This window comes from Streptomyces sp. NPDC097617, from assembly GCF_044761485.1.
Taxonomy (GTDB): Bacteria; Actinomycetota; Actinomycetes; order Streptomycetales; family Streptomycetaceae; genus Streptomyces.
Genome location: NZ_JBIWCL010000020.1, coordinates 152292 through 174494, shown reverse-complemented (window position 1 = coordinate 174494; position 22203 = coordinate 152292). Strand labels below are relative to the sequence as shown.

Below are 22203 nucleotides of genomic sequence, written 5' to 3'. Positions count from 1 at the left end.
CAACGCCTCGAAGAACCTCGCCTTCAACACCTCAAAATCCACGATCCCCGCAACTCCCTGAATCCAGGGTGTTGCGGGGATCGTTAGAACCCGCCGTGACGCAGGGGCCTGTCGGGTGCAGTCGGCTACTACCGCAGCCGTGCCATGAGGGCGTGCTCGACGAGCGTGATGAGAGCGCTCTTGGCGTCCGCGCGGTGGCGGGCGTCGGTGGTGATGATGGGGGCGTCCGGGCCGATCTGGAGGGCCTCGCGGACTTCCTCCGGCGTGTAGGGCTGGTGGCCCTCGAAGCCGTTGAGGGCCACGACGAACGGCAGACCGCTGTTCTCGAAGTAGTCGACCGCGGGGAAGCAGTCCGCGAGGCGGCGCGTGTCCACGAGTACGACGGCGCCGATGGCGCCGCGGACCAGGTCGTCCCACATGAACCAGAAGCGGTCCTGGCCCGGCGTACCGAAGAGGTACAGGATCAGGTCCTGGTCCAGGGTGATGCGGCCGAAGTCCATCGCGACGGTGGTGGTCGTCTTGTCACCGGTGTGGGTGAGGTCGTCGATCCCGGCCGAGGCGCTGGTCATGACGGCTTCGGTGCGCAGCGGGTTGATCTCGGAGACGGCTCCGACGAACGTGGTCTTGCCCACGCCGAAGCCGCCCGCCACCACGATCTTCGCGGAGGTGGTGGAGCGGGGAGCCGCTCCGCCGTTAGAGCTTGCGAAGTCCACTGAGCACCCTTTCGAGCAGTGTCACATCTGGCTGGCCACCGGCAGACTCGTCGCCGCCGGGCTGGTGAATGGCGACAAGGCCCGCCTCCGCCAGGTCGGCGACGAGGATGCGGGCGACACCAAGAGGAATGGAGAGAAGTGCCGAGATCTCCGCTACGGATTTGATCTCCTGGCACAGGCGGCAGATGCGCTGGTGCTCGGGCAACTGCCCTTGCAGACGCGCGGGATCCGCCGTGGTACTGACCAGCGCCTCGATGGCGAGCTGGTAGCGCGGCCGGGTACGGCCGCCGGTCATCGCGTACGGACGCACCAGCGGGTTGTGCGCCTTCGGAGCGGGCTGTCGCGCGGCGCGCGGCGGCTGCTGCGGGGGCATCTGGGGCTGTCCGTACTGCTGCTGCTGATAAGGATTCTGCTCCGGCACGGGCCGGCTGGGAGCGGAGGGGAAGTTGAAGCGGTTCTGGTCGTGCTGCCCACCCTGCGGCTGCTGCGCGCCGCCATAAGGATGTCCTCCGGGTGTTGTCACGTTTCCTCCTCCGACTCCAAGTACGCAGTACTCCCTGTGGAACCGCGCCACCGCACCCTATGGTGCGATGGCGCGAAACGCACTGCCGTTCTGCTAGTTGAGAAGACTTCCCTGCAGCTCGGCACGCAGGTCCGGAGTGAGGACACTGCCCGCACGATCCACCAAAAGGGCCATCTCGTAGCCCACGAGACCGATGTCGCACTCGGGGTGCGCGAGCACCGCGAGGGACGATCCGTCCGAGACGGACATGAGGAAAAGGAATCCCCGGTCCATCTCGACCACAGTCTGGTTGACGGCGCCACCCTCGAAGATGCGGGAGGCTCCGGCGGTCAGCGACGTCAGTCCGGAGGCCACGGCCGCCAGCTGATCGGCGCGGTCGCGCGGAAATCCGTCGGACATCGCCAGAAGAAGGCCGTCGGCGGAGACCACCACCGTGTGGGACACCCCGGGGGTGTTGTCCACGAAGTTGGTGATCAACCAGTTCAGGTTCTGTGCCGCCTGGCTCATCGGGCTCACACTAACGCTCCTGGTCATAGCTGTTACTTGACTGCTCAGAACCCGCGCTGCGTCCCTGCTGGACACCGCGCCGCAGGTTGCTCAACCTGCCGCGGACGTCCTCCGGAGCGCGGGAGACCTGGGGGCCGCCCTGCGGGGTCGTCTCCGCTGCGCCCTCGACCAGGTTGGCCTTGGGCACTCGCCGAGGTAGACCGGACGGGGTGACCCCGCCCGCCTTCGGCTCACGGAGCTTTCCGGCCTGCTGCCAGCGTTCGTCGTTGCGCGAACGCCAAGCCGCGGTGCCTTCAGTTTCCTCCGGCGACCGCTCCGGTTCGGCGGGCTGCTGCTGACGCGGCGACCGCTGTTCGAAGAGGGATCCGGTGGACTCCGCTTCCTGCTTTCCGGGCGGCCACTGCTGCTGGCTGCCGCGTCGCGGCAGGCCCGCTCCGGTCATCGTCTGACCGGCGTCGGCAGCGGCACCCGGACGGTCGAAGCCTACGCGTTCCGGGGCCGGTTCGGGGACGGCCTGGGATTCCGATTCGGTCCCGTAATCCTGCTGGTAGGCAGCCGGATACGTGTTCTGCTCGGGCCACTCGGCCTGCTCCGACCTGGCATCGAAGCCGTTGTCGTAGCTCTGAGCGGCCGGCTGCTGGTCCGGGTAGCCGTCTTCCGTATAGCCGTAGTCCTGCTGCGGGTACGCCTCGTAGCCCTGCTGCGACTGCTGAGCCTCGTACGAGGTGTCGTACGCCTGCTCGGACTGCTGCTCGTAGCCCTGGTACTCCTGGTACCCGTGTTCCGGCTGGGGTTCCGGATAGTCGGGGGCGGGGTACTGCTGCTGTTCCTGCGGGTAACCCACCTGGGCCGCCAGTGCGGCCCGGCGATCCTGCTGGCCCAGGGACCGGCCGACCGGGTCGGCCGGGAGGCCGTCGGCGCCCTGCTGGTCGTACCGCGAGTCGTCGAAGCCGAGCTCGGCGGCGGTGCGCAGCGGGGGAGCCTGCAGGGCCTGCTGCTCCGGAATGATCTGGGAGACCGTGAAGTCGTCCTGCGGAATGCCCTCGCCACCGCCACCGTGGGTGATGGCGTCGGGGAGCATGACCAGCGACGTGGTGCCGGCGGCCTCGCCCGAGGGGCGCAGCTGGACACGGATGCTGTGGCGGTCCGCCAGCCGGCCGACCACGAACAGACCCATGCGCTGCGAGATCGCGGCGTCCACGGTCGGCGGGTTGGCCAGCTTGTGGTTGATGTCCGCGAAGTCCTCGGCGGTGAGGCCGATGCCCTTGTCGTGGATCTCGACCATCACGCGGCCGTCGGGCAGACGCGTGGCGTTCACGCGGACCTTGGTCTGCGGGGAGGAGAACGTGGTGGCGTTCTCCAGCAGCTCGGCGAGCAGGTGCACGAGGTCGGTCACGGCCTGGCCGTGGATCTCGGCGTCGGAGACACCGGAGAGCTCGACGCGCTCGTACTGCTCCACCTCGGAGGAGGCGGCGCGCAGTACGTCCACGAGCGGCACCGGCTGGTCCCAGCGGCGGCCCGGCTCCTCACCCGCGAGGATGAGGAGGTTCTCGCCGTTGCGGCGCATACGGGTGGCCAGGTGGTCCAGGCGGAAGAGGTTCTCCAGCTGGTCCGGGTCGGCCTCGTTGTTCTCCAGGTCGGTGATCAGGGTCAGCTGGCCCTCGATCAGCGACTGGTTGCGCATGGAGAGGTTCGTGAAGATCGCGTTGACGTTGCCCCGCAGGAGGGCCTGCTCGGCGGCGAGCCGGACCGCTTCCCGGTGGACCTGGTCGAAGGCGCGGGCGACCTCGCCGATCTCGTCCTGGGAGTCGATGGGGATCGGGTGGACACGGGTGTCCACCTTGCCCGGGTCGGTGCGCGAGAGCTGGTCGACGAGCATCGGCAGGCGCTGCTCGGCGATGTCGAAGGCGGCGCTGCGCAGACGGGCCATCGCGCGGCCCATCTGGCGGGCCATCATGCCGGCCAGAATGAAGGCGGCGAGCAGGGCCACGACCACGATGGCGCCGTTGACGATCGCGTCGGTGCGGGCTTCGTCGGAGACCGCGACGGCGTCCTTGATGGCCTTGTCGAGGAGTTCCTTCTCGACCTCGTCGTAGCCGTCGAACTTCGCGGTGGCGGCGGCCTGCCAGAAGGTGGGGTTGGTGCCGTTCTCGGCGAGCTTCTTCCTGGGCTCACCGCTGGCGATCGCCTCGGTCATGCCGAGCAGCGGCGACTGGTTCACCGTGGGCGGCGGCACGAAGCGGACACCGGCCTGCTCGGCCTGGTGCTTGGCGTCGGCGATCTTGGCCGCGCCCTCCTCGGACTTCTTCGCCATGACTGCCTTGAGGCGGTTCACGTCGTCCTCGGTACCCGCCGCGACGTACTCGCCGATGGCGATTTCTTCGAGGTAGGCGTAGGAGGAGAAGGCGACGAGCTGGGCCTTGCGGGTGTTCTCGTCCGTGCTCGGGCGCACCAGCAGGTGGGTGCCGACGGCGCGCTGCAGCGAGTTCGCCGCCTTGGCCAGCTGGATCGCGTAGACCATGCGGCCGTAGGAGGTCACGTTGCCGGTGCCGAGACCGAGCTCGTTCGCGAACTGCATGAGGTAGTGCTGGACCAGCACATAGCCCTCTTCGGTCGGGATGGGGCCGGCCGAGTTGGGGAGGTTCTTCTTGGGGCTCTCCGCCGCCGCCACGTACGCCTTGTCGCGTACCTGGTCCAGCTTGGGCTCCTCGTTGCGGAAGAGGTCCAGGCGTCGCTCCAGGCCGAGGTTCTTCGGCATGTCCTGGACGGCCTTGTCGAACTTCTCCTTGGCCGCGGCGGTGTCCTCGTAGGCCTTGGCGACCTTCGCGTCCTTCGTCAGGCCGTTCAGGAGGGGCTCGGCGGTCAGGTCACGCTCGTTGAGCAGTGCCTGGCTGTAGCCGGAGGCCGCCTGGACGACCGTGGCTATCTTCTCGGCGTCCTTGGCCTCGTTCCAGGTGTCGATGGACCCCTTCACCTGGAAGCCGCCCATGACCAGGCCCACGAGGGCCGGTACGAGCAGGATGGCGTTCAGACGGGTCGGCACACGCCAGTTGCGGGGCGAGAACCTGCTGCTGCTCCCGCTGCTCGCGGGCGGTTCCACGGGCACGTCGACAGGCGACGCGGCCGCTCGCGGCGGCGGGGTGAAGTTGCCGCGCGCGGGTTCATCCGCGGGGCTTGCGTTGCTTCGCCTCACTCGACCAACAACCTCTCGGCGGTGCTACTAGCTAGTTCGTTGAATTCCAGCACGGTTAACGGCCGTGTTCCAAACAGTTGAAACCGGCCATTCGCAGAACCTTATGCCCCACATAAATCGGACATAAAGAGCGTCCTGCGGCAAAAACAGGGGCAGTTGTGCGCGCAGTGGCACCAGGCGACCGCACCCCGTTGCCAAATGGCTTCAATTCTCTGTCGAAACGTTATGAACGAGAGGGGCGGGCCGTGTCGTAAGACACAGCCCGCCCCTCCCGCGCGACAACTGAAACCGTGTTACTTGAGCCGTGCCATGAGGGCGTGCTCGACGAGCGTGATGAGAGCGCTCTTGGCGTCCGCGCGGTGGCGGGCGTCGGTGGTGATGATGGGAGCGCCGGGGCCGATCTGGAGGGCCTCGCGGACTTCCTCCGGCGTGTAGGGCTGGTGGCCCTCGAAGCCGTTGAGGGCCACGACGAACGGCAGACCGCTGTTCTCGAAGTAGTCGACCGCGGGGAAGCAGTCCGCGAGGCGGCGCGTGTCCACGAGTACGACGGCGCCGATGGCGCCGCGGACCAGGTCGTCCCACATGAACCAGAAGCGGTCCTGGCCCGGCGTACCGAAGAGGTACAGGATCAGGTCCTGGTCCAGGGTGATGCGGCCGAAGTCCATCGCGACGGTGGTGGTCGTCTTGTCACCGGTGTGGGTGAGGTCGTCGATCCCGGCCGAGGCGCTGGTCATGACGGCTTCGGTGCGCAGCGGGTTGATCTCCGACACGGCTCCGACGAACGTGGTCTTGCCCACGCCGAAGCCGCCCGCCACCACGATCTTCGCGGAGGTGGTGGAGCGGGGAGCCGCTCCGCTAGATGTTCCGAAGGCCACTGAGCACCCTTTCGAGCAGCGTTACATCCGGCGTGCCGCCGGCCTCTCCATTGCCCGGCTGGTGGATGGCCACCATTCCGGCCTCCGCCAGGTCGGCGACGAGGATCCGGGCGACACCGAGCGGCATCGACAGAAGTGCGGAGACCTCGGCGACCGACTTGACCTCGCGGCACAGGGTGCAGATGCGCTGGTGCTCCGGGAGCAGGCCGGACAGGTGCATCGGATCGGCGGTGGTGCTGACCAGCGCCTCGATGGCGAGCTGGTAGCGGGGCCGGGTACGGCCGCCGGTCATCGCGTACGGACGCACCAGCGGCTGATCGCCTTCCGAGTACGAGTCTCCGTACGCATCGGGGTAGGCGGGGGGCGGGGTCATTGATCCTCCGGGCTGGACAGCAGTGGTCAGCGTGCCGTCTTACGGGGCGGCCGGTGGGGGGAACGGTATGACGGCCTGGCGGGGGTACTGGATTTTTCGGGGCGGGGCCCCGATCTCCCGGCCGGTAGTACCGTCCGGCCGGGAGAGGGGGGAAGTCAGCCGAGCAGACTTCCCTGCAGTTCGGCACGCAGGTCCGGAGTGAGGACACTGCCCGCGCGATCCACCAGAAGAGCCATCTCGTAGCCCACGAGGCCGATGTCGCACTCGGGGTGCGCCAGTACGGCCAGCGAGGATCCGTCCGAGACGGACATGAGGAAAAGGAATCCCCGGTCCATCTCGACAACGGTCTGGTTGACGGCGCCACCCTCGAAGATGCGGGAGGCACCGGCGGTCAGCGAGGTCAGTCCGGAGGCCACGGCCGCCAGCTGATCGGCGCGGTCGCGGGGGAAACCTTCGGACATGGCCAGAAGGAGTCCGTCGGCGGAGACCACCACCGTGTGGGACACCCCGGGGGTGTTGTCCACGAAGTTGGTGATCAACCAGTTCAGGTTCTGTGCCGCCTGGCTCATCGAACTCAACTAACGCTCCTGCTGGTAAGTGGGGTCGATGTGGTAACTGCCGGTCGCCGGTCCGTTGGTGCCGGCCTGACGGCCCTGCTGGATACCGCGTCGGAGGTTGGTCAGACGGCCACGGACGTCGTCCGGGGCACGCGAGACCTGGGGACCCGCCTGCGCCTCGGCCTGCTGCTGCGCGGTGCCGGCCACGAGGTTCGCCCGCGGGACCCGGCGGGGCAGCCCCGAGGTCGTGATGCCGCCGGCGGCGGGCTGACGTACGCGCTCGGCCTGGCGCATCAGCTCGTCGTTCGGCGAGGACCGCCAGCTGACGGTCGGCGTGGCGCCGGTCGCCGTGACGGCCGACTCGGCCGCCTGCTCCTGGCCGCGCTGCGGCAGCGGCTGCTGCTGCGGGGCCGGGGCCGACGGAGCGGACGCCTGCGGCTGCCGGGGCACGGCCGGTCCCTGCGCGGGGGGCTGCTGCCCCTCCTCGCGGAACCAGTTCGACTCCAGCGTGTCGAAGATCGGGCTGCGGGCGTCACCGGAACTCTGCGCCGGGGGCAGGGCCTCCGGCCGGTGGGCCTGCGGCAGCCGCGGAGTCTCCGGGCGCGCGGGCGGTACGGGTGCGTACGAGTCGCCGGGCGGCGGAGCCTGCGGCTGCGTGTGCTGAGGCTGCTGCGGGGTGTACCCGCCGACACCGGGGCCGCCCGGGCGCTGGGGCTGGTACCCCGGGCGCTCGAACTGTCCGGTGGTGGACGGGTTCAGCGGGCCGCGTACGTCCGGACGCTCGAACTGGCCGGTCGTGCTGTTGCCGCTGTCCGCCTGGGGCATCGGCGCGTTGAAGTCGGGGCGGGCGAACTCGGACGTCGAGCCGGGGCCCGAGAGCTCGTCGTGGCCGCGGGCCTGGTCGCTGCCCCAGCTGGTGGTCTGCGGGCCGGGGAGCTCCGGACGCGGGGCGCCACCGCGCGGCGGCAGCTGCGGCCGGGGGCCGCCCGGAGCCGGAGCCGCGGGAGCGGCCGGCTGCTGGGGCTGCTGCGGGCGCTCGAAGCCGTTGCCCTGCGGGTATCCGGACGGACCGGAAGCCGGACGGGCCTGCGGGCCACCACTGAATCCGGCGCTGGCGACCGGACCGCGGGCCGGCAGCGGAGCACCGGAACCGAAGGCGCCCTGGCCCTGTCCCGCGGTGGTCGGACCCTGCTGCGAACGGCCACCGGGAGCACCGGGAGCACCCTGCTGCGGACGACCGCCCTGCGGCCCCTGGGGCCCCTGCGGACCCTGGGGGCGCTGACCGGCGCCGCCGTCGCGGCCGGGCAGGGCGGCGCGCTGGCCGCCTCCGGCGACCTGGCCGCGCTGCGGGCCCGAGCCCACGGAGGGACGCGCGCCGGGGCCGGGTACCGCACCCTGCGCACCGGGGCCACCCGGAGCGCCACCGGGGCCACCCTGACCGCCCTGGCCCGCCATCGGAGCCGGCTTCTTGCCGCCCTGGGCGACGTCCACCGGCAGCATGACGAGGGCCGTCGTACCGCCCGAGTCGGAGGGACGCAGCTGGATCCGGATGCCGTGTCGCAGGGACAGGCGGCCGACCACGAACAGACCCATGCGTCGGGAGACGGAGACGTCCACGGTCGGCGGCGACGCGAGTCGCTCGTTGATCGCGGCGAGGTCCTCGGGGGAGAGGCCGATACCGGTGTCGTGGATCTCGACGAGCACGCGGCCGTCGGGCAGCGCGTGACCGGTGACCTTGACCTTGGTCTGCGGGGAGGAGAACGAGGTGGCGTTCTCCAGCAGCTCGGCGAGGACGTGTACGAGGTCGTTGACCACGCGGCCGGCGACATCGGTGCCGGGCACCGAGGACAGCTCGACCCGCTCGTACTGCTCCACCTCGGAGGCGGCGGCACGGAGCACGTCGACCAGCGGGACGGGGCGGGTCCACCGGCGGCCCGGCTCCTCACCCGCGAGGACGAGGAGGTTTTCGCCGTTACGGCGCATGCGGGTCGCGAGGTGGTCGAGCTTGAAGAGCGAGGACAGCTGGTCCGGGTCGGCCTCGCGCGACTCCAGTTCGGAGATGAGCGAGAGCTGACGCTGGATGAGGCCCTGCGAGCGGCGCGAGAGGTTGGTGAACATCGCGTTGACGTTGCCTCGCAGGAGGGCCTGCTCGGCGGCGAGACGGACGGCCTCGCGGTGCACGTCGTCGAATGCCGCGGCCACCTGGCCGATCTCGTCGCGGGTGTGCACACCGACCGACTCCACGGACGTGTCGACGTCCTGCGGGTCGGACTCGGACAGCTGCTTGACGAGCTCGGGCAGCCGGTCCTGGGCGACGCGGGTCGCGGTGTCCTGCAGGCGGCGCAGCGAGCGGATCATCGAGCGGGCCATGACGAAGGCGCCGACGAGGGAGACGCCGAGGACGAGGAGGATCAGGGCACCGTTGATGATGGCGTCCTGCTGGGCCTCGTTCTTCAGCTGACGGGCCTTCTGCTCCATCTCCTCGAGCAGGGTGAGCTCGATGACCTTCATGGCCTGGAGCTTGGTGCCGTCGGCGTCGTACCAGTCGAGCCACGAGCGATTCTTCTCGCGGAGGAAGGCGTCCTGGCTGGCCAGCACACGGCGCGCGTAGTGGTCGGCGCTGGAGATCTCGGAGTTGCTGTCGCCCAGACCCGCGAGGAGTTCCTCGGTCCTGCCCTGGTAGACGAGCTCGAACGTCGTCTTCGCCTGCTGCTCGCCCTTCTGGGCGGAGAGGGCGTACAGACGGTCGTTCTCCTTCAGCTCACCCTGGCGCTCGGAGGTGTCGGGGAGCGAGGCGGCGATGATCGCGCGCTGGATGGAGGCGTACTCCTTGGCGGCGGAGAACGCCGCCAGGGCGCGCGTGCGCTTGATCATCTCCGGGTTGGAGGTGGCCTGCGCCATGTCCTGGGAGAGCGAGAGCAGCGAGACGATGAGCGAGTTGTACTCGCTGACGGTCTGCTGGGCGCCGTTGACGTACGCCTTGGTGCGGATCGTCTCGATGTTCGTGAGCTGGCGGCCGATCTGCAGCACGTTGTTGCGGATCGACTTGAGGGTCTCGTCCTTCTCGCCCGTGCTGTCGACCCTGTCGGTCGCGGCGGCGAAGGCCAGGGCGGCGGTGTCGGTCAGCTTGCGTGCGCCGTCGACACTGCTGGTGCTCTTGCCCTTGGAGAGGGAGAGCGGACCCGCGGAGAGGTCGCGCTCCTCCTGGAGCATGGCGGCCAGGTTGGTGGCCTGTCGCGTCATCGTCGTCAGCAGCTGCATGTGCTCCAGCTGCGCGATGTCGTTGAGCGAGTCGTTGATTCGGAAACCACCGAGCGTGGTGGCGGCGACGACCGGCAGGGTCAGCAGCGACACCAGTCGCGTGCTGATGCGCCAGTTCTGCATGGCGAGGCGCGAACCGGGCCCACTGGGGGCCTTCGGTATCGCCACGTCCTGCTCAGCCGGTCCGACAGGCGCGGGGGGTCCGGCTTTCGCCTTGACCCGGGCCTTGACGGACTTCCCACGGCCCTTCGCCTTCACCGCGGCGGAGCTGTCGGGGCCTGCGCCTTCGACAGCCGGCCCGCGGTTCTGGGCGTGCTGGGGCGAGGAGCCACGGTCGGTCCCGCCGCGCGGCTCCTGCTCCGCCGCAGCGCTGCCATCCCTCTTGAATCGTCCCTGCACTAGCGTCGCAACCTCTGGACCAGGCGTCCCGCCGGGCGACCGGTGGGACGGTGTCGAGTCGTGGGGCACTTGCCGCCCCATGGTGGTCGTCGGTGACCGGCGCGTCTTCCTCTCCATGCCGCCGCGCTCGGCGCTGAGTCGCGCCACATGCGCGCCGGCTGATTCCCGCGGCGGTCCCGCGAATTCCAGCACAGTGGAGGATCTCCAACAAGGTGCGAGCTTCGGCCCGGAGAGTCGATTACGGCTTGTGACAGACGCGCTACGCGATGTGCGACTACATTCGGTATAAACCGGACTTACGCGATCCAAACAACACGGCTGCCAAGGTGTCCCAGTCGAGATGATCAGGAGCGGAATGGCGCATTCAGTGGCGCAATGTCTCTTTTGCCGGGCGAAGTTGACTGTCCATTGTGTCTGGAATGTCGGGTCACGGGTGAGCAAACTCACACAGCCATGGCCATTACTTCCTGGTTCGCCGGGGGATTCAGATGTTTAGCCTTGCCCCTTAAAGGGTTGGCGCCGGGGCTGGTGCGTGCGACAGCCGACACTCACAGATCGAACCGAGGACCCCGAACTCCGATGAAGACGACGACGATGTTCCGCAACATAGCCAACCCCCGTCGTACCACCCTCGCGCACCTCGCGGACGCCGAGGACCTGCAGGCGGCCCCGGCGATCCCGGAGCACGCCGTCGAGCTGCCGACGCAGACCGCGAACCCGCGCCGCACGATCCTGATGAACGCGCCGGTCGCCGTCGCCGCGCAGTAGCCACCCCGCGAAGGAACGTGAAGCGCCGCAGCCCGCCGCGTTAGCCTGGGGTCCGCAGACTCCAGCCAGCGGAAATACAGAGGGGCAGACGCAACAGGTGCGCATCGCCAGGTTCTCGATCGACGGCAACGTCGCGTTCGGCGCGGTCGAGGGCGACGGCGCCCCCGGCGACGACTCCACGCTCGTGCTCGACATCATCAAGGGCATCCCCTTCGCGGACTTCGAGCTCTCCGGCACGAAGGTCCCGCTCAGCAAGGTCCGGCTGCTGCCGCCCGTGCTCCCGAACAAGGTCGTGGCCATCGGCCGCAACTACGCGGAACACGCGGCGGAGCTGGGCAACGAGGTCCCGGACGCCCCGATCACCTTCTTCAAGCCCTCCACCTCGGTGGTCGGCCCGGGTGATCCGATCACCTACCCCTCCTTCTCCCAGGACCTCCACCACGAGGCCGAGCTCGCCGTGGTCATCGGCCGCATGTGCCGGGAGGTCCCCCGGGAGCGCGTCAAGGACGTCATCCTCGGCTACACCTGCGCCAACGACGTCACCGCCCGCGACGTCCAGCAGCGGGAGAAGCAGTGGGCCCGGGCCAAGGGCTTCGACAGTGCCTGCCCCCTCGGCCCCTGGATCGAGACCGACCTGGACCCGAGCGACCTGACCATTCAGTGCACGGTCAACGGCGAACAGCGCCAGCTCGGCCGCACCAGTGACATGGTCCGCTCCATCGAGGACCTGATCGTCCACATCACCGAGGCCATGACGCTGCTCCCGGGCGACGTCATCCTCACGGGGACCCCGGCCGGAGTCGGCCCCCTCAACGTCGGCGACGAGGTCGCCGTCTCCATCGAAGGCATCGGCACTCTCACCAACAAGGTGATCAAGCGTGGTTAACGGACCTGTCCGCGTACGTTTCTGTCCCTCCCCGACCGGCAACCCCCACGTGGGCCTGGTCCGGACCGCACTCTTCAACTGGGCGTTCGCCCGCCACCACGGCGGTACGTTCGTCTTCCGCATCGAGGACACCGACGCGGCCCGCGACTCCGAGGAGTCCTACGACCAGCTGCTCGCCTCGCTGCGCTGGCTCGGCTTCACCTGGGACGAGGGCCCCGAGGTCGGCGGCCCGCACGCCCCGTACCGCCAGTCCGAGCGCATGGACATCTACGCGGACGTCGCGAAGAAGCTGCTCGACGGCGGCTACGCGTACCACTGCTACTGCACCACCGAGGAGCTCGACGCCCGCCGCGCGGCGGCCCGCGCCGCCGGCAAGCCCTCCGGCTACGACGGCCACTGCCGCGAGCTCACCACCGTGCAGGTCGAGGCGTACCGGGGCGAGAACCGCCCGGCGATCGTCCGCTTCCGGATGCCCGACGCACCGATCACCTTCACCGACCTGGTCCGCGGCGAGCTGACCTTCACCCCGGAGAACGTGCCGGACTTCGGCATCGTCCGGGCCAACGGCGCCCCGCTCTACACGCTGGTCAACCCGGTCGACGACGCGCTGATGGAGATCACGCACGTCCTGCGCGGCGAGGACCTGCTCTCCTCGACCCCGCGCCAGATCGCCCTCTACACGGCGCTGATCGAGCTGGGCGTCGCCAAGAGCACCCCCGCCTTCGGCCACCTGCCGTACGTGATGGGCGAGGGGAACAAGAAGCTCTCCAAGCGCGACCCCGAGGCCTCGCTCAACCTGTACCGCGAGCGCGGCTTCCTCCCCGAGGGCCTGCTGAACTACCTCTCGCTCCTCGGCTGGTCCTTCTCCAAGGACCAGGACGTCTTCTCGATCGAGGAGATGGTCGAGAAGTTCGACATCGACGGGGTGAACGCCAACCCGGCCCGCTTCGACCTGAAGAAGGCCGAGTCGATCAACGGCGACCACATCCGCCTGCTCGACCCGAAGGCCTTCGCGGACGCCTGCGCCCCGTGGCTGCAGGCCCCGCACGCCAACTGGGCCCCCGAGGACTTCGACGCCGAGGCCTGGGCGCGGATCGCCCCGCACGCCCAGACCCGCGTCACCGTCCTGTCGGACATCACGGCCAACGTCGACTTCCTGTTCCTGAAGGAGCCGGTGGCGGACCAGGCCTCGTGGGACAAGGCGATGAAGGGCGAGCCGGCCGCGCTGCTCACCACCGCGCGCGCCAACCTGGAATCGGCCGACTGGTCGGACCCCGAGTCCCTCAAGCAGGCCGTCCTGACCGCCGGTGAGGCCCACGGCCTCAAGCTCGGCAAGGCCCAGGCCCCGGTCCGCGTGGCCGTCACCGGCCGCACCGTCGGCCTGCCGCTCTTCGAGTCCCTGGAGATCCTGGGCAAGGAGCGCTCGCTGGCCCGTATCGACGCCGCGCTGGCCAAGCTCGCCGCGTAGCTCTCGACGTGCGTCCCGCAGGGGGCGGTGACCGGAGATCCCCGGTCGCCGCCCCCTGCGGCGTGGCGGGCGGCACCGAATTCCCCGACGGGCCCCCGCCGGACGATCTTCCGGCGTAGCCTCGGCCGTATGCCGATCCGCGCCGTGCTGTGGGACATCGACGACACCCTCTTCGACTACACGGGGGCCGACGCCGCCGGGCTCGCGGGGCAGCTGCAGGCCGTCCGGCTCTCTGAGCGGTACGGGACCCCCATGCAGGCGCTCGCGCTGTGGCGGAAGATCACCGACCGGCACTGGGCGCGCTTCGCGGCCGGCGAGGGGACCTTCCAGGGGCAGCGGCGGGATCGGGTGCGGGAGTTCCTGGAACGGCCCGGCATGACCGCGGACGAGGCCGACGCCTGGTTCGACCAGTACGTGGAGCACTACAAGGCGGCCTGGACCGTCTTCCCCGACGTGGTGCCCGCCCTCGACGCCCTCGCGGCCGGCTACCGGCACGGGGTGCTCACCAACTCCTCCACCGCCAACCAGGACCCCAAGCTGCGCCACCTGGGGCTGCGCGACCGCTTCGAGGTGCTGGTCTGCGCCGTCGAACTCGGGGTCAGCAAGCCCGAGGCGCAGGCCTTCCTCGCCGCGTGCGAGGCGCTCGGACTGCCGCCCGGCGAGGTGGCGTACGTGGGAGACCAGCCGGAGATCGACGCCCGGGGGGCCCGTGACGCCGGACTGCTGGCGATCTGGCTGGACCGTGACGGCGGCCGCGGGCCCGGGCCGGACGGTGTGCACCGCATCGAGGGCCTTGACCGGCTTCCGGAGCTGCTGGCAGGGGATACCCGTTTTGGAGCACGGTCAGGCATCCGGTAATGTTCTTTCTGCGCCGCCGGAGCGGGCCGAAAGGCCGGACGGAGGCGCCACCCAAAGAAAAGCCCCCGCAAGGGGTTGACTTTTGGTGGGGTATAGTGTAATTGGCAACACGAGGGTTTCTGGTTCCCTTATTCTAGGTTCGAGTCCTGGTACCCCAGCGCAGTGCAGCAGTAACGCAGTGCTTTGCCCCCGTTGTGTAGCGGCCTAGCACGCCGCCCTCTCAAGGCGGTAGCGCCGGTTCGAATCCGGTCGGGGGTACAGATCCTTCCCGCGAGATCTCCTGGGTCGCACCCGGACGCCTCGACGCAGGATCGCTAGGGCCCCCGTTGTGTAGCGGCCTAGCACGCCGCCCTCTCAAGGCGGTAGCGCCGGTTCGAATCCGGTCGGGGGTACGGTTGGTCTGGTCTAGACCACTTTGGGCTATAGTGTAATTGGCAACACGAGGGTTTCTGGTTCCCTTATTCTAGGTTCGAGTCCTGGTAGCCCAGCGCAGTAACAGAATCACCAGCAGGCCCCCGTTGTGTAGCGGCCTAGCACGCCGCCCTCTCAAGGCGGTAGCGCCGGTTCGAATCCGGTCGGGGGTACGCATCGAAGAGGCCCTCCGCGTTCATCGCGGAGGGCCTCTTTCGTGTTGCCCCGACGCGCGCGGGCGACCGCATGAGTGCGGGCCCGGAGGCGCGTGGAACAGGACGTGTGCGGCGTCGTACGCGCCCCCGGACCCGGGGGATCGGCGGGGGAAAGGCCCTTCGCGGGCCGGGGGATGTCAGCCGGAGCGGCGCAGCGCCTCCGAGAGGCGGGCGGCCGCGTCGATGACGGCCTGGGCGTGCATGCGCCCCGGGTGGCGGGTCAGGCGCTCGATCGGCCCGGAGACCGACACGGAGGCCACCACGCGGTTCGACGGCCCGCGCACCGGCGCCGAGACGGAGGCCACACCGGGCTCCCGCTCGCCGATCGACTGCGCCCAGCCGCGGCGCCGTACGCCCGAGAGCGCCGTCGCCGTGAACCGCGCGCCCTGGAGGCCGCGGTGGAGCCGCTCGGGCTCCTCCCAGGCCATCAGGATCTGCGCGGCCGAACCCGCCTTCATCGGGAGCGTGGAGCCCACCGGGACGGTGTCCCGAAGGCCCGACAGCCGCTCCGCGGCCGCCACGCAGATGCGCATGTCTCCCTGACGGCGGTAGAGCTGCGCGCTCTCTCCCGTCACATCACGGAGGTGGGTGAGTACCGGTCCCGCCGTGGCCAGCAGGCGGTCCTCGCCGGCCGCGGCGGCGAGCTCCGCCAGCCGCGGTCCGAGGATGAACCGGCCCTGCATGTCCCTCGCCACCATCCGGTGGTGTTCCAGTGCCACGGCAAGGCGATGTGCCGTGGGTCGTGCGAGCCCTGTCGCCGCGACCAGCCCGGCGAGGGTGGCCGGACCGGACTCCAGTGCGCTCAGTACCAGAGCTGCCTTGTCGAGAACGCCGACGCCGCTAGAGTTGTCCATGAAACGATATTCGCGTCTCACACTGTGAAACGCAAGTTCAATTTTTCCAAGAACCAGCGAGTCTGTATGTGCGGGTCCACGAACCACTGGGTCCGGGCCGCCGTTCGGGACGTGGGGTACGGACGGCAGGCGCACGAGATCTCTATGAAGCGCCGGCACAACCGGCCGGCCGGAGGGAAAGCGATGGGTAGGACACTCGCGGAGAAGGTCTGGGACGACCATGTCGTCCGGCGCGCCGAAGGCGAGCCCGACCTCCTCTTCATCGATCTGCACCTGCTGCACGAGGTGACCAGCCCGCAGGCCTTCGAAGGACTGCGCCAGGCCGGCCGCAAGGTCCGGCGGCTCGACCTCACCATCGCGACCGAGGACCACAACACCCCCACCATCGATATCGACAAGCCGATCGCCGACCCGGTCTCCCGGGCCCAGCTGGAGACGCTGCGGTCGAACTGCGCCGAGTTCGGCGTCCGCCTGCACTCGCTGGGCGACGTCGAGCAGGGCGTCGTCCACGTCGTGGGACCGCAGCTGGGCCTGACCCAGCCCGGCACCACCGTGGTCTGCGGCGACTCGCACACCTCCACGCACGGCGCCTTCGGCGCGCTGGCCTTCGGCATCGGCACCAGCCAGGTCGAGCACGTGCTCGCCACTCAGACGCTGCCGCTGGCCCGCCCCAGGACGATGGCGATCACCGTCACCGGCGCGCTGGCCGAGGGCGTCACCGCGAAGGACCTGATCCTGGCGATCATCGCCCGGATCGGTACCGGCGGCGGCCAGGGCTACATCCTGGAGTACCGGGGCGAGGCCATCGAGAAACTGTCGATGGAAGCCCGCATGACCATCTGCAACATGTCGATCGAGGCCGGTGCCCGCGCGGGCATGATCGCCCCCGACCGGACCACCTTCGACTACCTGCAGGGCCGCGACCACGCGCCCGAGGGCGAGGACTGGGACGCGGCCGTCGCGTACTGGAAGACCCTGCGCACCGACGACGACGCGGTCTTCGACGCGGAGGTCGTCATTGACGGCACCACACTGTCCCCGTTCGTCACCTGGGGCACCAACCCGGGCCAGGGCGCGCCGCTGTCGGCCAACGTCCCCGACCCGGCTTCGTACGAGGACGCCTCGGAGCGCCACGCCGCCGAAAAGGCCCTGGAGTACATGGGGTTGACCGCGGGGCAGCCGCTGCGCGACATCAAGGTCGACACCGTCTTCGTAGGTTCCTGCACCAACGGCCGCATCGAGGACCTGCGTGCCGTCGCCGGGATCATCGAGGGCCGCAAAGTCGCCGACGGCGTACGGATGCTGGTCGTCCCGGGCTCGGTACGGGTCGCCCTGCAGGCCGTGGAGGAGGGCCTGGACAAGGTCTTCAAGGAGGCCGGCGCCGAATGGCGGCACGCGGGCTGTTCGATGTGCCTGGGTATGAACCCCGACCAACTGGCGCCCGGTGAACGCTCCGCGTCCACCTCCAACCGCAACTTCGAGGGCCGGCAGGGCAAGGGCGGGCGCACCCACCTGGTCTCCCCGCAGGTGGCCGGCGCCACCGCGGTGCTGGGCCATCTGGCCTCGCCCGCCGACCTGTCCGACGCCACCGCGACCGCCGGAGTCTGAACCATGGAAGCCTTCACCACCCACACCGGCCGGGCCGTCCCGCTGCGCCGCAGCAACGTCGACACCGACCAGATCATCCCGGCCCACTGGCTGAAGAAGATCACCCGCGACGGGTTCGAGGACGGACTCTTCGAGGCCTGGCGCAAGGACCCGGAGTTCGTCACGAACCGCCCGGAGCGTGCCGGTGCGACCGTCCTGGTCGCCGGCCCCGACTTCGGTACGGGTTCCTCGCGCGAGCACGCCGTCTGGGCCCTGCAGAACTTCGGCTTCAAGACGGTCATCTCCTCCCGCTTCGCCGACATCTTCCGTGGGAACTCCCTGAAGAACGGCCTGCTGACCGTGGTCCTCCCGCAGGAGACCGTCGAGCAGCTGTGGAAGCTGACCGAGGCCGACCCGACCGCCGAGATCACGGTCGACCTGGTCGACCGCCAGGTGCGAGCCGAGGGTGTCGTCGCGGAGTTCGAACTCGACGACAACGCCCGCTGGCGTCTGCTGGAGGGCCTGGACGACATCTCGCTCACCCTTCAGAACGAAGCGGACATCGCCACGTACGAAAGCACTCGCCCGACCTTCAAGCCGCGCACGATTCAGGCCTGATTCCTGCCTGATCAGCGCTTATTCACCCTCGGGTGATCACATGGACAACACTGTGCCCCCCGCGCTCCGGCGGGGGGCACAGCCGTTTGTTGAGGCCCCGTGAGGCGACAACTCGCCCCAGATGGCACAATCTGTGCATGGAACGCGACAGTCAACTCGAGCTCTACGAACTCGTCGCGGACCGGCTGAAAGAAGCACACACACGGGTGCGCTCACTGCAAGTCCCGGAGGGCGTAAGGATGGCGCTGTCCCGGAAGCTGTTGGTCGTCACAGCCGCGGCGAAGCATGATCTCGCCGATGCGGCAAGGCGCCTGGACAGGTTGATGAAGGACCTCGACGAGGGTCGATTCCCTGAAGGCGACTGATGCGAAGGAACTCCGTAACGGACTACAGCGTTGCGGCACTAGGGTGATTAGCCCGTTTCGTGTTTGATTTGCGGTATATATCCGCCTAACGTGCGAAATAAGCTTGAACACATTCGTTCTGGCGAAGTCTCCGAAGGGGAAGACGTGAACAAGGCGCAGCTCGTAGAAGCGATTGCCGACAAGCTGGGCGGCCGCCAGCAGGCCGCGGATGCTGTCGACGCGGTACTGGACGCGATCGTCCGCGCTACCGTCGCGGGCGACCGGGTCTCGGTCACGGGCTTCGGCTCGTTCGAGAAGGTCGACCGTCCGGCCCGTTACGCCCGCAACCCGCAGACGGGTGAGCGCGTCCGGGTCAAGAAGACCTCTGTCCCCCGCTTCCGCGCCGGCCAAGGCTTCAAGGACCTGGTCAGCGGTACCAAGAAGCTGCCCAAGGGCGGCGAGGTGTCGGTGAAGAAGGCGCCCAAGGGCAGCCTCACCGGTGGTGCCTCCGCGACGGTCAAGAAGGCCGCCGCGAAGAGGGCCACCACCGCCAAGAAGGCCGCTGCGAAGACCGCGGTCGCAAAGAAGGTCGTCGCCAAGAAGACCACCGCGACCGCCAAGAAGGCGGCGGTGAAGAGCACCGCCACGGCGAAGAAGGCCACGGCCACCGCCAAGAAGGCCACCGCCGCGGCCAAGAAGACCACGGCCACCGCGAAGAAGACCACCACCGCGGCGAAGAAGACCGCGCCGGCGGCCAAGAAGGTCACCGCAGCGACGAAGGCGCCCGCCAAGAAGACGGCGACGCGCAAGGCCACCGCGAAGAAGACCACCGCCCGCAAGAAGTAGGGGCACGCGTCACACAGGCCGGGCCGGCTTTCCCCGCGTGGGGGAGCCGGCCCGCGGTGCGTTCGGCGCGCCGGCGACCCATTGGGGGTCGGCGGCGGGAGCCGTGTGTCAGAAGGTCTGCAGCGTCACCAGGGTGATGCGCAGGCTCGTGCCCGCGCCGTCCGTCTCGATCCGGACCCGCTGCCCGGGCCGCAGCAACCGCAGGCCGCCCGCGTCGAAGGCCGGGGCCTCGAAGGGCACCGGAGTGCCGTCGTCCAGCAGCACGCTGCCGCTGCGGGTCTCGGAGTCGTACGTGTACGCGGTCGCCTGCATACGGGCACTGTATCGGGCGGTGTGCCGCCCCACGCCGAGGGTGAGGGCCGTCCGCAGATCCGCCGCCGTGTCCACGTCCCGGCGCACGCTGTCGACGTCCACCAGAGCGATTTCCACGGCTCCCGAGGCCGAATGCCTGGCCCGTGACGGCCCGCCGAAGGACGGGGCCAATTCCACGTCGGGCGCGGCCGAAAGCAGGGTCGTCCCGATTCCGGCCGCATCGGCCAGAAATGCCCGCGGAAATACCGAGGCGTTTTCGAGCACGCGTTGCAATTCCGGGGGCCGCAGGGCGGGCAGATCGGCGTTCAGTGCGGCCACCGCCGCCCCGGGCCGCCCCCGGCGCACCGCCCGCGCCCCGTGGGCCAGCGCCGCGTTGAGCCCGGCCGCCGGGGCGTCCGGGACGATCCGCGCGCCGAGTCGCGCCAGTTCCGCACCGGCCTCGGCGTCGTCCGTGACGACCACCACATCCTGGACGGCGGTGCAGGCCAGGGCGCCCGCGACGGTGTCCTGCGCGAACGCCAGGGCGAGGCCCGGACGGGAGGCGCCCACGGCCCGCGCGAGACGGCTCTTCGCCACCGCCAGTGGCTTCAGCGGGACCACCAGACTCCAGACGGCGTTCGTGACGGACCCCTTCCCTCCGGTGTGCTCCGGGACATCTCCGGACCATGGCCGGGTCATGGCCGGGTCATGTGTCCGCCCATTGTCGCCTCCGCCCGGGCAACCCGGGAGTCCGGTGGCGTGAGCGGGGCGTACGGTGTTCTCGACAGAGACCGGGCGTGGGGTGACACTTGTCCCGCCGACGAGGTGCCCTGGCCGCGCGCCGGTCCTAGAGGAAGGTGTCCGAGTGTCCCGCCGCAGAATCGGCTTCTGGTACCGCCTGGCGGCGGTCATCGCAAAACCGCCGCTGGTAGTGCTCTTCAAGCGGGACTGGCGGGGAATGGAGCACATTCCGGCCGAGGGCGGCTTTATTACCGCCGTCAATCACAACTCGTATCTGGACCCGCTCTCCTACGCGCACTTCCAGTACAACACCGGCCGCGTACCCCGTTTGCTCGCCAAGGCCGCCCTCTTCAAGGTCCCTATTGTCGGGTCCATCCTGCGCGGATCGGGGCAGATCCCCGTCTACCGGGAGTCCACCAACGCCCTGGACGCATTCCGGGCCGCGGTGGATGCCATCGAGCGCGGTGAATGCGTGGCCTTTTACCCGGAGGGCACCCTCACCCGCGACCCCGACATGTGGCCGATGGCCGGCAAGACCGGCGCCGCCCGCGTGGCGCTGATCACGAGGGCGCCCGTCATTCCGGTGGCCCAGTGGGGCGCGAATCTCGCGATGCCGCCCTACGCCGAGGAGAACAAGGTCCGGCTCTTCCCGCGCAAGACCCTCCAGGTGCTCGCCGGACCGCCGGTGGACCTCTCCGCCTTCTACGACCAGGAACCGACCCCGGAGGCCCTGAGGGAGGCCACCGAGGTCATCATGGCGGCCATCACCGCGCTGCTGGAGGAGGTGCGCGGCGAGACCGCGCCCGAGCAGCTGTACGACCATCGCAACGCCAGGGCGGAACAGCGGCGCAAGGCCGCAGGGGAGGGCAACAAGTGACACGTCCCGTGAAGGCGACCGTCTTCGGAACAGGCTCCTGGGGCACGGCCTTCGCCATCGTCCTCGCCGACGCGGGCTGTGAGGTGACGCTGTGGGGCCGCCGCCAGGAGGTGGTCGACGCCATCAACACCGGCCGGACCAACCCGGACTACTTCCCGGGCGTCGAACTCCCCGCGAACCTCCGGGCGACCACCGATCCGGCCGCGGCCGCGGCCGACGCCGACTTCACCGTCCTCGCCGTCCCGTCCCAGACCCTGCGCGACAACCTCGCCGCGTGGGCGCCCCTGCTGGCCCCCGACACCGTGCTCGTGTCCCTCATGAAGGGCATCGAACTCGGCACCGCCAAGCGGATGAGCGAGGTCATCGAGGAGGTGGCCAAGGTCCCCGCCGAGCGCATCGCGGTGGTCACCGGCCCCAACCTGGCCGCCGAGATCGCCGCCCGCCAGCCCGCCGCCTCGGTCGTCGCCTGCGTGGACGAGAGCGTGGCCCAGCGCCTCCAGGCCGCCTGCCACACCCCGTACTTCCGCCCGTACACGAGCACCGACGTCACCGGCTGCGAGCTCGGCGGCGCCGTCAAGAACGTCATCGGCCTCGCTGTCGGCATCGCGGACGGCATGGGCCTGGGCGACAACACCAAGGGCTCGCTCATCACCCGCGGACTCGCCGAAGCCACCCGCCTCGGCGTGGCGATGGGCGCCGACCCGCTCACCTTCTCCGGCCTCGCGGGCCTCGGCGACCTGGTCGCCACCTGCTCCTCGCCGCTCTCCCGGAACCACACCTTCGGCACCAACCTCGGCCGCGGAATGACCCTGGAAGAAACCATCGCGGTCACCAAGCAGACCGCCGAAGGCGTCAAGTCCTGCCAGTCGGTGGCCGATCTGGCCCGCCGCCACGGAGTGGACATGCCCATCACCGACACCGTGGTCGACATCGTCCACCACGGCAAGCCGACCCTGGTCGCACTCAAGGACCTGATGGGACGCAGCGCCAAACCGGAACGTCGCTAGCTCCTTCCCGGACGCATGAGCGGGTACTCTC

At 69.5% G+C, this 22203-nt stretch carries 19 protein-coding genes, 5 tRNA genes and 1 pseudogene; 15 read left to right on the top strand and 10 right to left on the bottom strand.

Annotated elements, in window-relative coordinates; translation table 11 throughout:
- Window positions 1–128: 128 nt before the first annotated feature.
- The 8 genes from ACIQZO_RS28140 to ACIQZO_RS28105 all read right to left on the bottom strand — a co-directional run bounded on the left by ACIQZO_RS28140 (window position 129) and on the right by ACIQZO_RS28105 (window position 10401).
- A complete protein-coding gene (locus tag ACIQZO_RS28140) occupies window positions 129–713 on the bottom strand; it encodes a GTP-binding protein (RefSeq protein ID WP_403631347.1) in 585 nt (194 codons plus the stop codon).
- A complete protein-coding gene (locus ACIQZO_RS28135) occupies window positions 694–1236 on the bottom strand; it encodes a DUF742 domain-containing protein (protein ID WP_403631344.1) in 543 nt (180 codons plus the stop codon). Before ACIQZO_RS28135 ends, ACIQZO_RS28140 begins: the two co-directional genes overlap by 20 nt.
- A 93-nt stretch (window positions 1237–1329) precedes the next feature.
- Window positions 1330–1743, bottom strand: coding sequence for a roadblock/LC7 domain-containing protein (locus ACIQZO_RS28130; RefSeq protein WP_030037347.1), 414 nt, complete (start codon window positions 1741–1743; stop codon window positions 1330–1332).
- Window positions 1744–1753: 10 nt separating this feature from the next.
- Window positions 1754–4936, bottom strand: a complete 3183-nt coding sequence (locus ACIQZO_RS28125) for a nitrate- and nitrite sensing domain-containing protein (protein ID WP_403631341.1) — start codon at window positions 4934–4936, stop codon at window positions 1754–1756.
- A gap of 293 nt (window positions 4937–5229) precedes the next feature.
- Complete coding sequence (locus tag ACIQZO_RS28120; protein WP_386247518.1) at window positions 5230–5811, bottom strand: ATP/GTP-binding protein; 582 nt, start codon at window positions 5809–5811, stop codon at window positions 5230–5232.
- Window positions 5792–6184, bottom strand: coding sequence for a DUF742 domain-containing protein (locus ACIQZO_RS28115; protein ID WP_030037344.1), 393 nt, complete (start codon window positions 6182–6184; stop codon window positions 5792–5794). Before ACIQZO_RS28115 ends, ACIQZO_RS28120 begins: the two co-directional genes overlap by 20 nt.
- Window positions 6185–6339: 155 nt before the next feature.
- Window positions 6340–6753, bottom strand: a complete 414-nt coding sequence (locus tag ACIQZO_RS28110; protein ID WP_030708442.1) for a roadblock/LC7 domain-containing protein — start codon at window positions 6751–6753, stop codon at window positions 6340–6342.
- 9 nt (window positions 6754–6762) lie between these two features.
- Window positions 6763–10401 carry a nitrate- and nitrite sensing domain-containing protein gene (locus tag ACIQZO_RS28105; RefSeq protein WP_403631338.1) on the bottom strand — a complete coding sequence of 1213 codons (3639 nt, stop codon included), beginning with the start codon at window positions 10399–10401 and terminating at the stop codon, window positions 6763–6765.
- Between the two features lie 579 nt (window positions 10402–10980).
- On the opposite strand from ACIQZO_RS28105, the gene ACIQZO_RS28100 reads away from it, so the two are divergent.
- From ACIQZO_RS28100 to ACIQZO_RS28060, 9 genes are all read left to right on the top strand, one after another.
- Window positions 10981–11169: a hypothetical protein gene (locus ACIQZO_RS28100; RefSeq protein ID WP_403631336.1), complete on the top strand. Its 189-nt coding sequence runs from the start codon at window positions 10981–10983 to the stop codon at window positions 11167–11169.
- 97 nt (window positions 11170–11266) lie between these two features.
- Complete coding sequence (locus ACIQZO_RS28095; RefSeq protein ID WP_403631334.1) at window positions 11267–12055, top strand: fumarylacetoacetate hydrolase family protein; 789 nt, start codon at window positions 11267–11269, stop codon at window positions 12053–12055.
- A complete protein-coding gene (gltX, locus tag ACIQZO_RS28090; protein ID WP_403631331.1) occupies window positions 12048–13523 on the top strand; it encodes a glutamate--tRNA ligase in 1476 nt (491 codons plus the stop codon). The genes ACIQZO_RS28095 and gltX overlap by 8 nt, the downstream gene beginning before the upstream one ends.
- A 129-nt stretch (window positions 13524–13652) precedes the next feature.
- Window positions 13653–14381 (top strand): HAD family hydrolase, encoded by a 729-nt coding sequence (locus tag ACIQZO_RS28085; RefSeq protein WP_403631328.1) that lies wholly within the window; start codon window positions 13653–13655, stop codon window positions 14379–14381.
- Between the two features lie 86 nt (window positions 14382–14467).
- Window positions 14468–14539, top strand: a tRNA-Gln gene (locus ACIQZO_RS28080).
- Window positions 14540–14566: 27 nt separating this feature from the next.
- Window positions 14567–14639, top strand: a tRNA-Glu gene (locus ACIQZO_RS28075).
- Between the two features lie 61 nt (window positions 14640–14700).
- Window positions 14701–14773 (top strand) — tRNA-Glu (locus ACIQZO_RS28070).
- A 24-nt stretch (window positions 14774–14797) separates the two neighbouring features.
- A tRNA-Gln gene (locus ACIQZO_RS28065) sits at window positions 14798–14869 on the top strand.
- A 23-nt stretch (window positions 14870–14892) separates the two neighbouring features.
- Window positions 14893–14965: transfer RNA gene (locus tag ACIQZO_RS28060), tRNA-Glu, on the top strand.
- A gap of 179 nt (window positions 14966–15144) precedes the next feature.
- Here ACIQZO_RS28060 and ndgR read toward each other — a convergent pair.
- Window positions 15145–15861 carry an IclR family transcriptional regulator NdgR gene (gene ndgR / locus ACIQZO_RS28055; RefSeq protein WP_073911130.1) on the bottom strand — a complete coding sequence of 239 codons (717 nt, stop codon included), beginning with the start codon at window positions 15859–15861 and terminating at the stop codon, window positions 15145–15147.
- 183 nt (window positions 15862–16044) lie between these two features.
- Here ndgR and leuC point away from each other — a divergent pair, with 183 nt between their 5' ends.
- The 4 genes from leuC (at window position 16045) to ACIQZO_RS28035 (ending at window position 19256) form a co-directional block, all read left to right on the top strand.
- Entirely contained in the window at window positions 16045–17469 is a 1425-nt protein-coding gene (gene leuC, locus ACIQZO_RS28050; protein ID WP_403631325.1) for a 3-isopropylmalate dehydratase large subunit, read from the top strand.
- 3 nt (window positions 17470–17472) lie between these two features.
- Window positions 17473–18066, top strand: coding sequence for a 3-isopropylmalate dehydratase small subunit (leuD, locus tag ACIQZO_RS28045; protein WP_403631323.1), 594 nt, complete (start codon window positions 17473–17475; stop codon window positions 18064–18066).
- 137 nt (window positions 18067–18203) lie between these two features.
- Window positions 18204–18431: a hypothetical protein gene (locus tag ACIQZO_RS28040; RefSeq protein WP_030009267.1), complete on the top strand. Its 228-nt coding sequence runs from the start codon at window positions 18204–18206 to the stop codon at window positions 18429–18431.
- Between the two features lie 144 nt (window positions 18432–18575).
- On the top strand, window positions 18576–19256 hold the full coding sequence (locus ACIQZO_RS28035; protein ID WP_403631319.1) for an HU family DNA-binding protein: 681 nt from the start codon (window positions 18576–18578) through the stop codon (window positions 19254–19256).
- Between the two features lie 315 nt (window positions 19257–19571).
- On the opposite strand, the pseudogene cofC reads toward ACIQZO_RS28035, so the two are convergent.
- Window positions 19572–20246 (bottom strand): annotated as a pseudogene (gene cofC, locus ACIQZO_RS28030) (2-phospho-L-lactate guanylyltransferase); the annotation flags it as partial.
- Window positions 20247–20412: 166 nt separating this feature from the next.
- Between cofC and ACIQZO_RS28025 the strand changes: the two are divergent.
- Both ACIQZO_RS28025 and ACIQZO_RS28020 read left to right on the top strand, forming a co-directional pair.
- Entirely contained in the window at window positions 20413–21165 is a 753-nt protein-coding gene (locus ACIQZO_RS28025; protein WP_403631317.1) for a lysophospholipid acyltransferase family protein, read from the top strand.
- Window positions 21162–22172, top strand: coding sequence for an NAD(P)H-dependent glycerol-3-phosphate dehydrogenase (locus tag ACIQZO_RS28020; RefSeq protein ID WP_403631314.1), 1011 nt, complete (start codon window positions 21162–21164; stop codon window positions 22170–22172). The genes ACIQZO_RS28025 and ACIQZO_RS28020 overlap by 4 nt, the downstream gene beginning before the upstream one ends.
- Window positions 22173–22203 lie beyond the last annotated feature (31 nt).

Excerpts from the sequence above, each read along its gene's own strand:
- ACIQZO_RS28100 (WP_403631336.1), top strand. The coding sequence starts at position 10,981 with ATGAAGACGACGACGATGTTCCGCAACATAGCCAACCCCCGTCGTACC.
- ACIQZO_RS28115 (WP_030037344.1), bottom strand. The coding sequence starts at position 6,184 with ATGACCCCGCCCCCCGCCTACCCCGATGCGTACGGAGACTCGTACTCG.
- leuC (WP_403631325.1), top strand. The coding sequence starts at position 16,045 with ATGGGTAGGACACTCGCGGAGAAGGTCTGGGACGACCATGTCGTCCGG.
- ACIQZO_RS28085 (WP_403631328.1), top strand. The coding sequence starts at position 13,653 with ATGCCGATCCGCGCCGTGCTGTGGGACATCGACGACACCCTCTTCGAC.
- leuD (WP_403631323.1), top strand. The coding sequence starts at position 17,473 with ATGGAAGCCTTCACCACCCACACCGGCCGGGCCGTCCCGCTGCGCCGC.
- ACIQZO_RS28110 (WP_030708442.1), bottom strand. The coding sequence starts at position 6,753 with ATGAGCCAGGCGGCACAGAACCTGAACTGGTTGATCACCAACTTCGTG.
- ACIQZO_RS28130 (WP_030037347.1), bottom strand. The coding sequence starts at position 1,743 with ATGAGCCAGGCGGCACAGAACCTGAACTGGTTGATCACCAACTTCGTG.
- ACIQZO_RS28040 (WP_030009267.1), top strand. The coding sequence starts at position 18,204 with ATGGAACGCGACAGTCAACTCGAGCTCTACGAACTCGTCGCGGACCGG.
- ndgR (WP_073911130.1), bottom strand. The coding sequence starts at position 15,861 with ATGGACAACTCTAGCGGCGTCGGCGTTCTCGACAAGGCAGCTCTGGTA.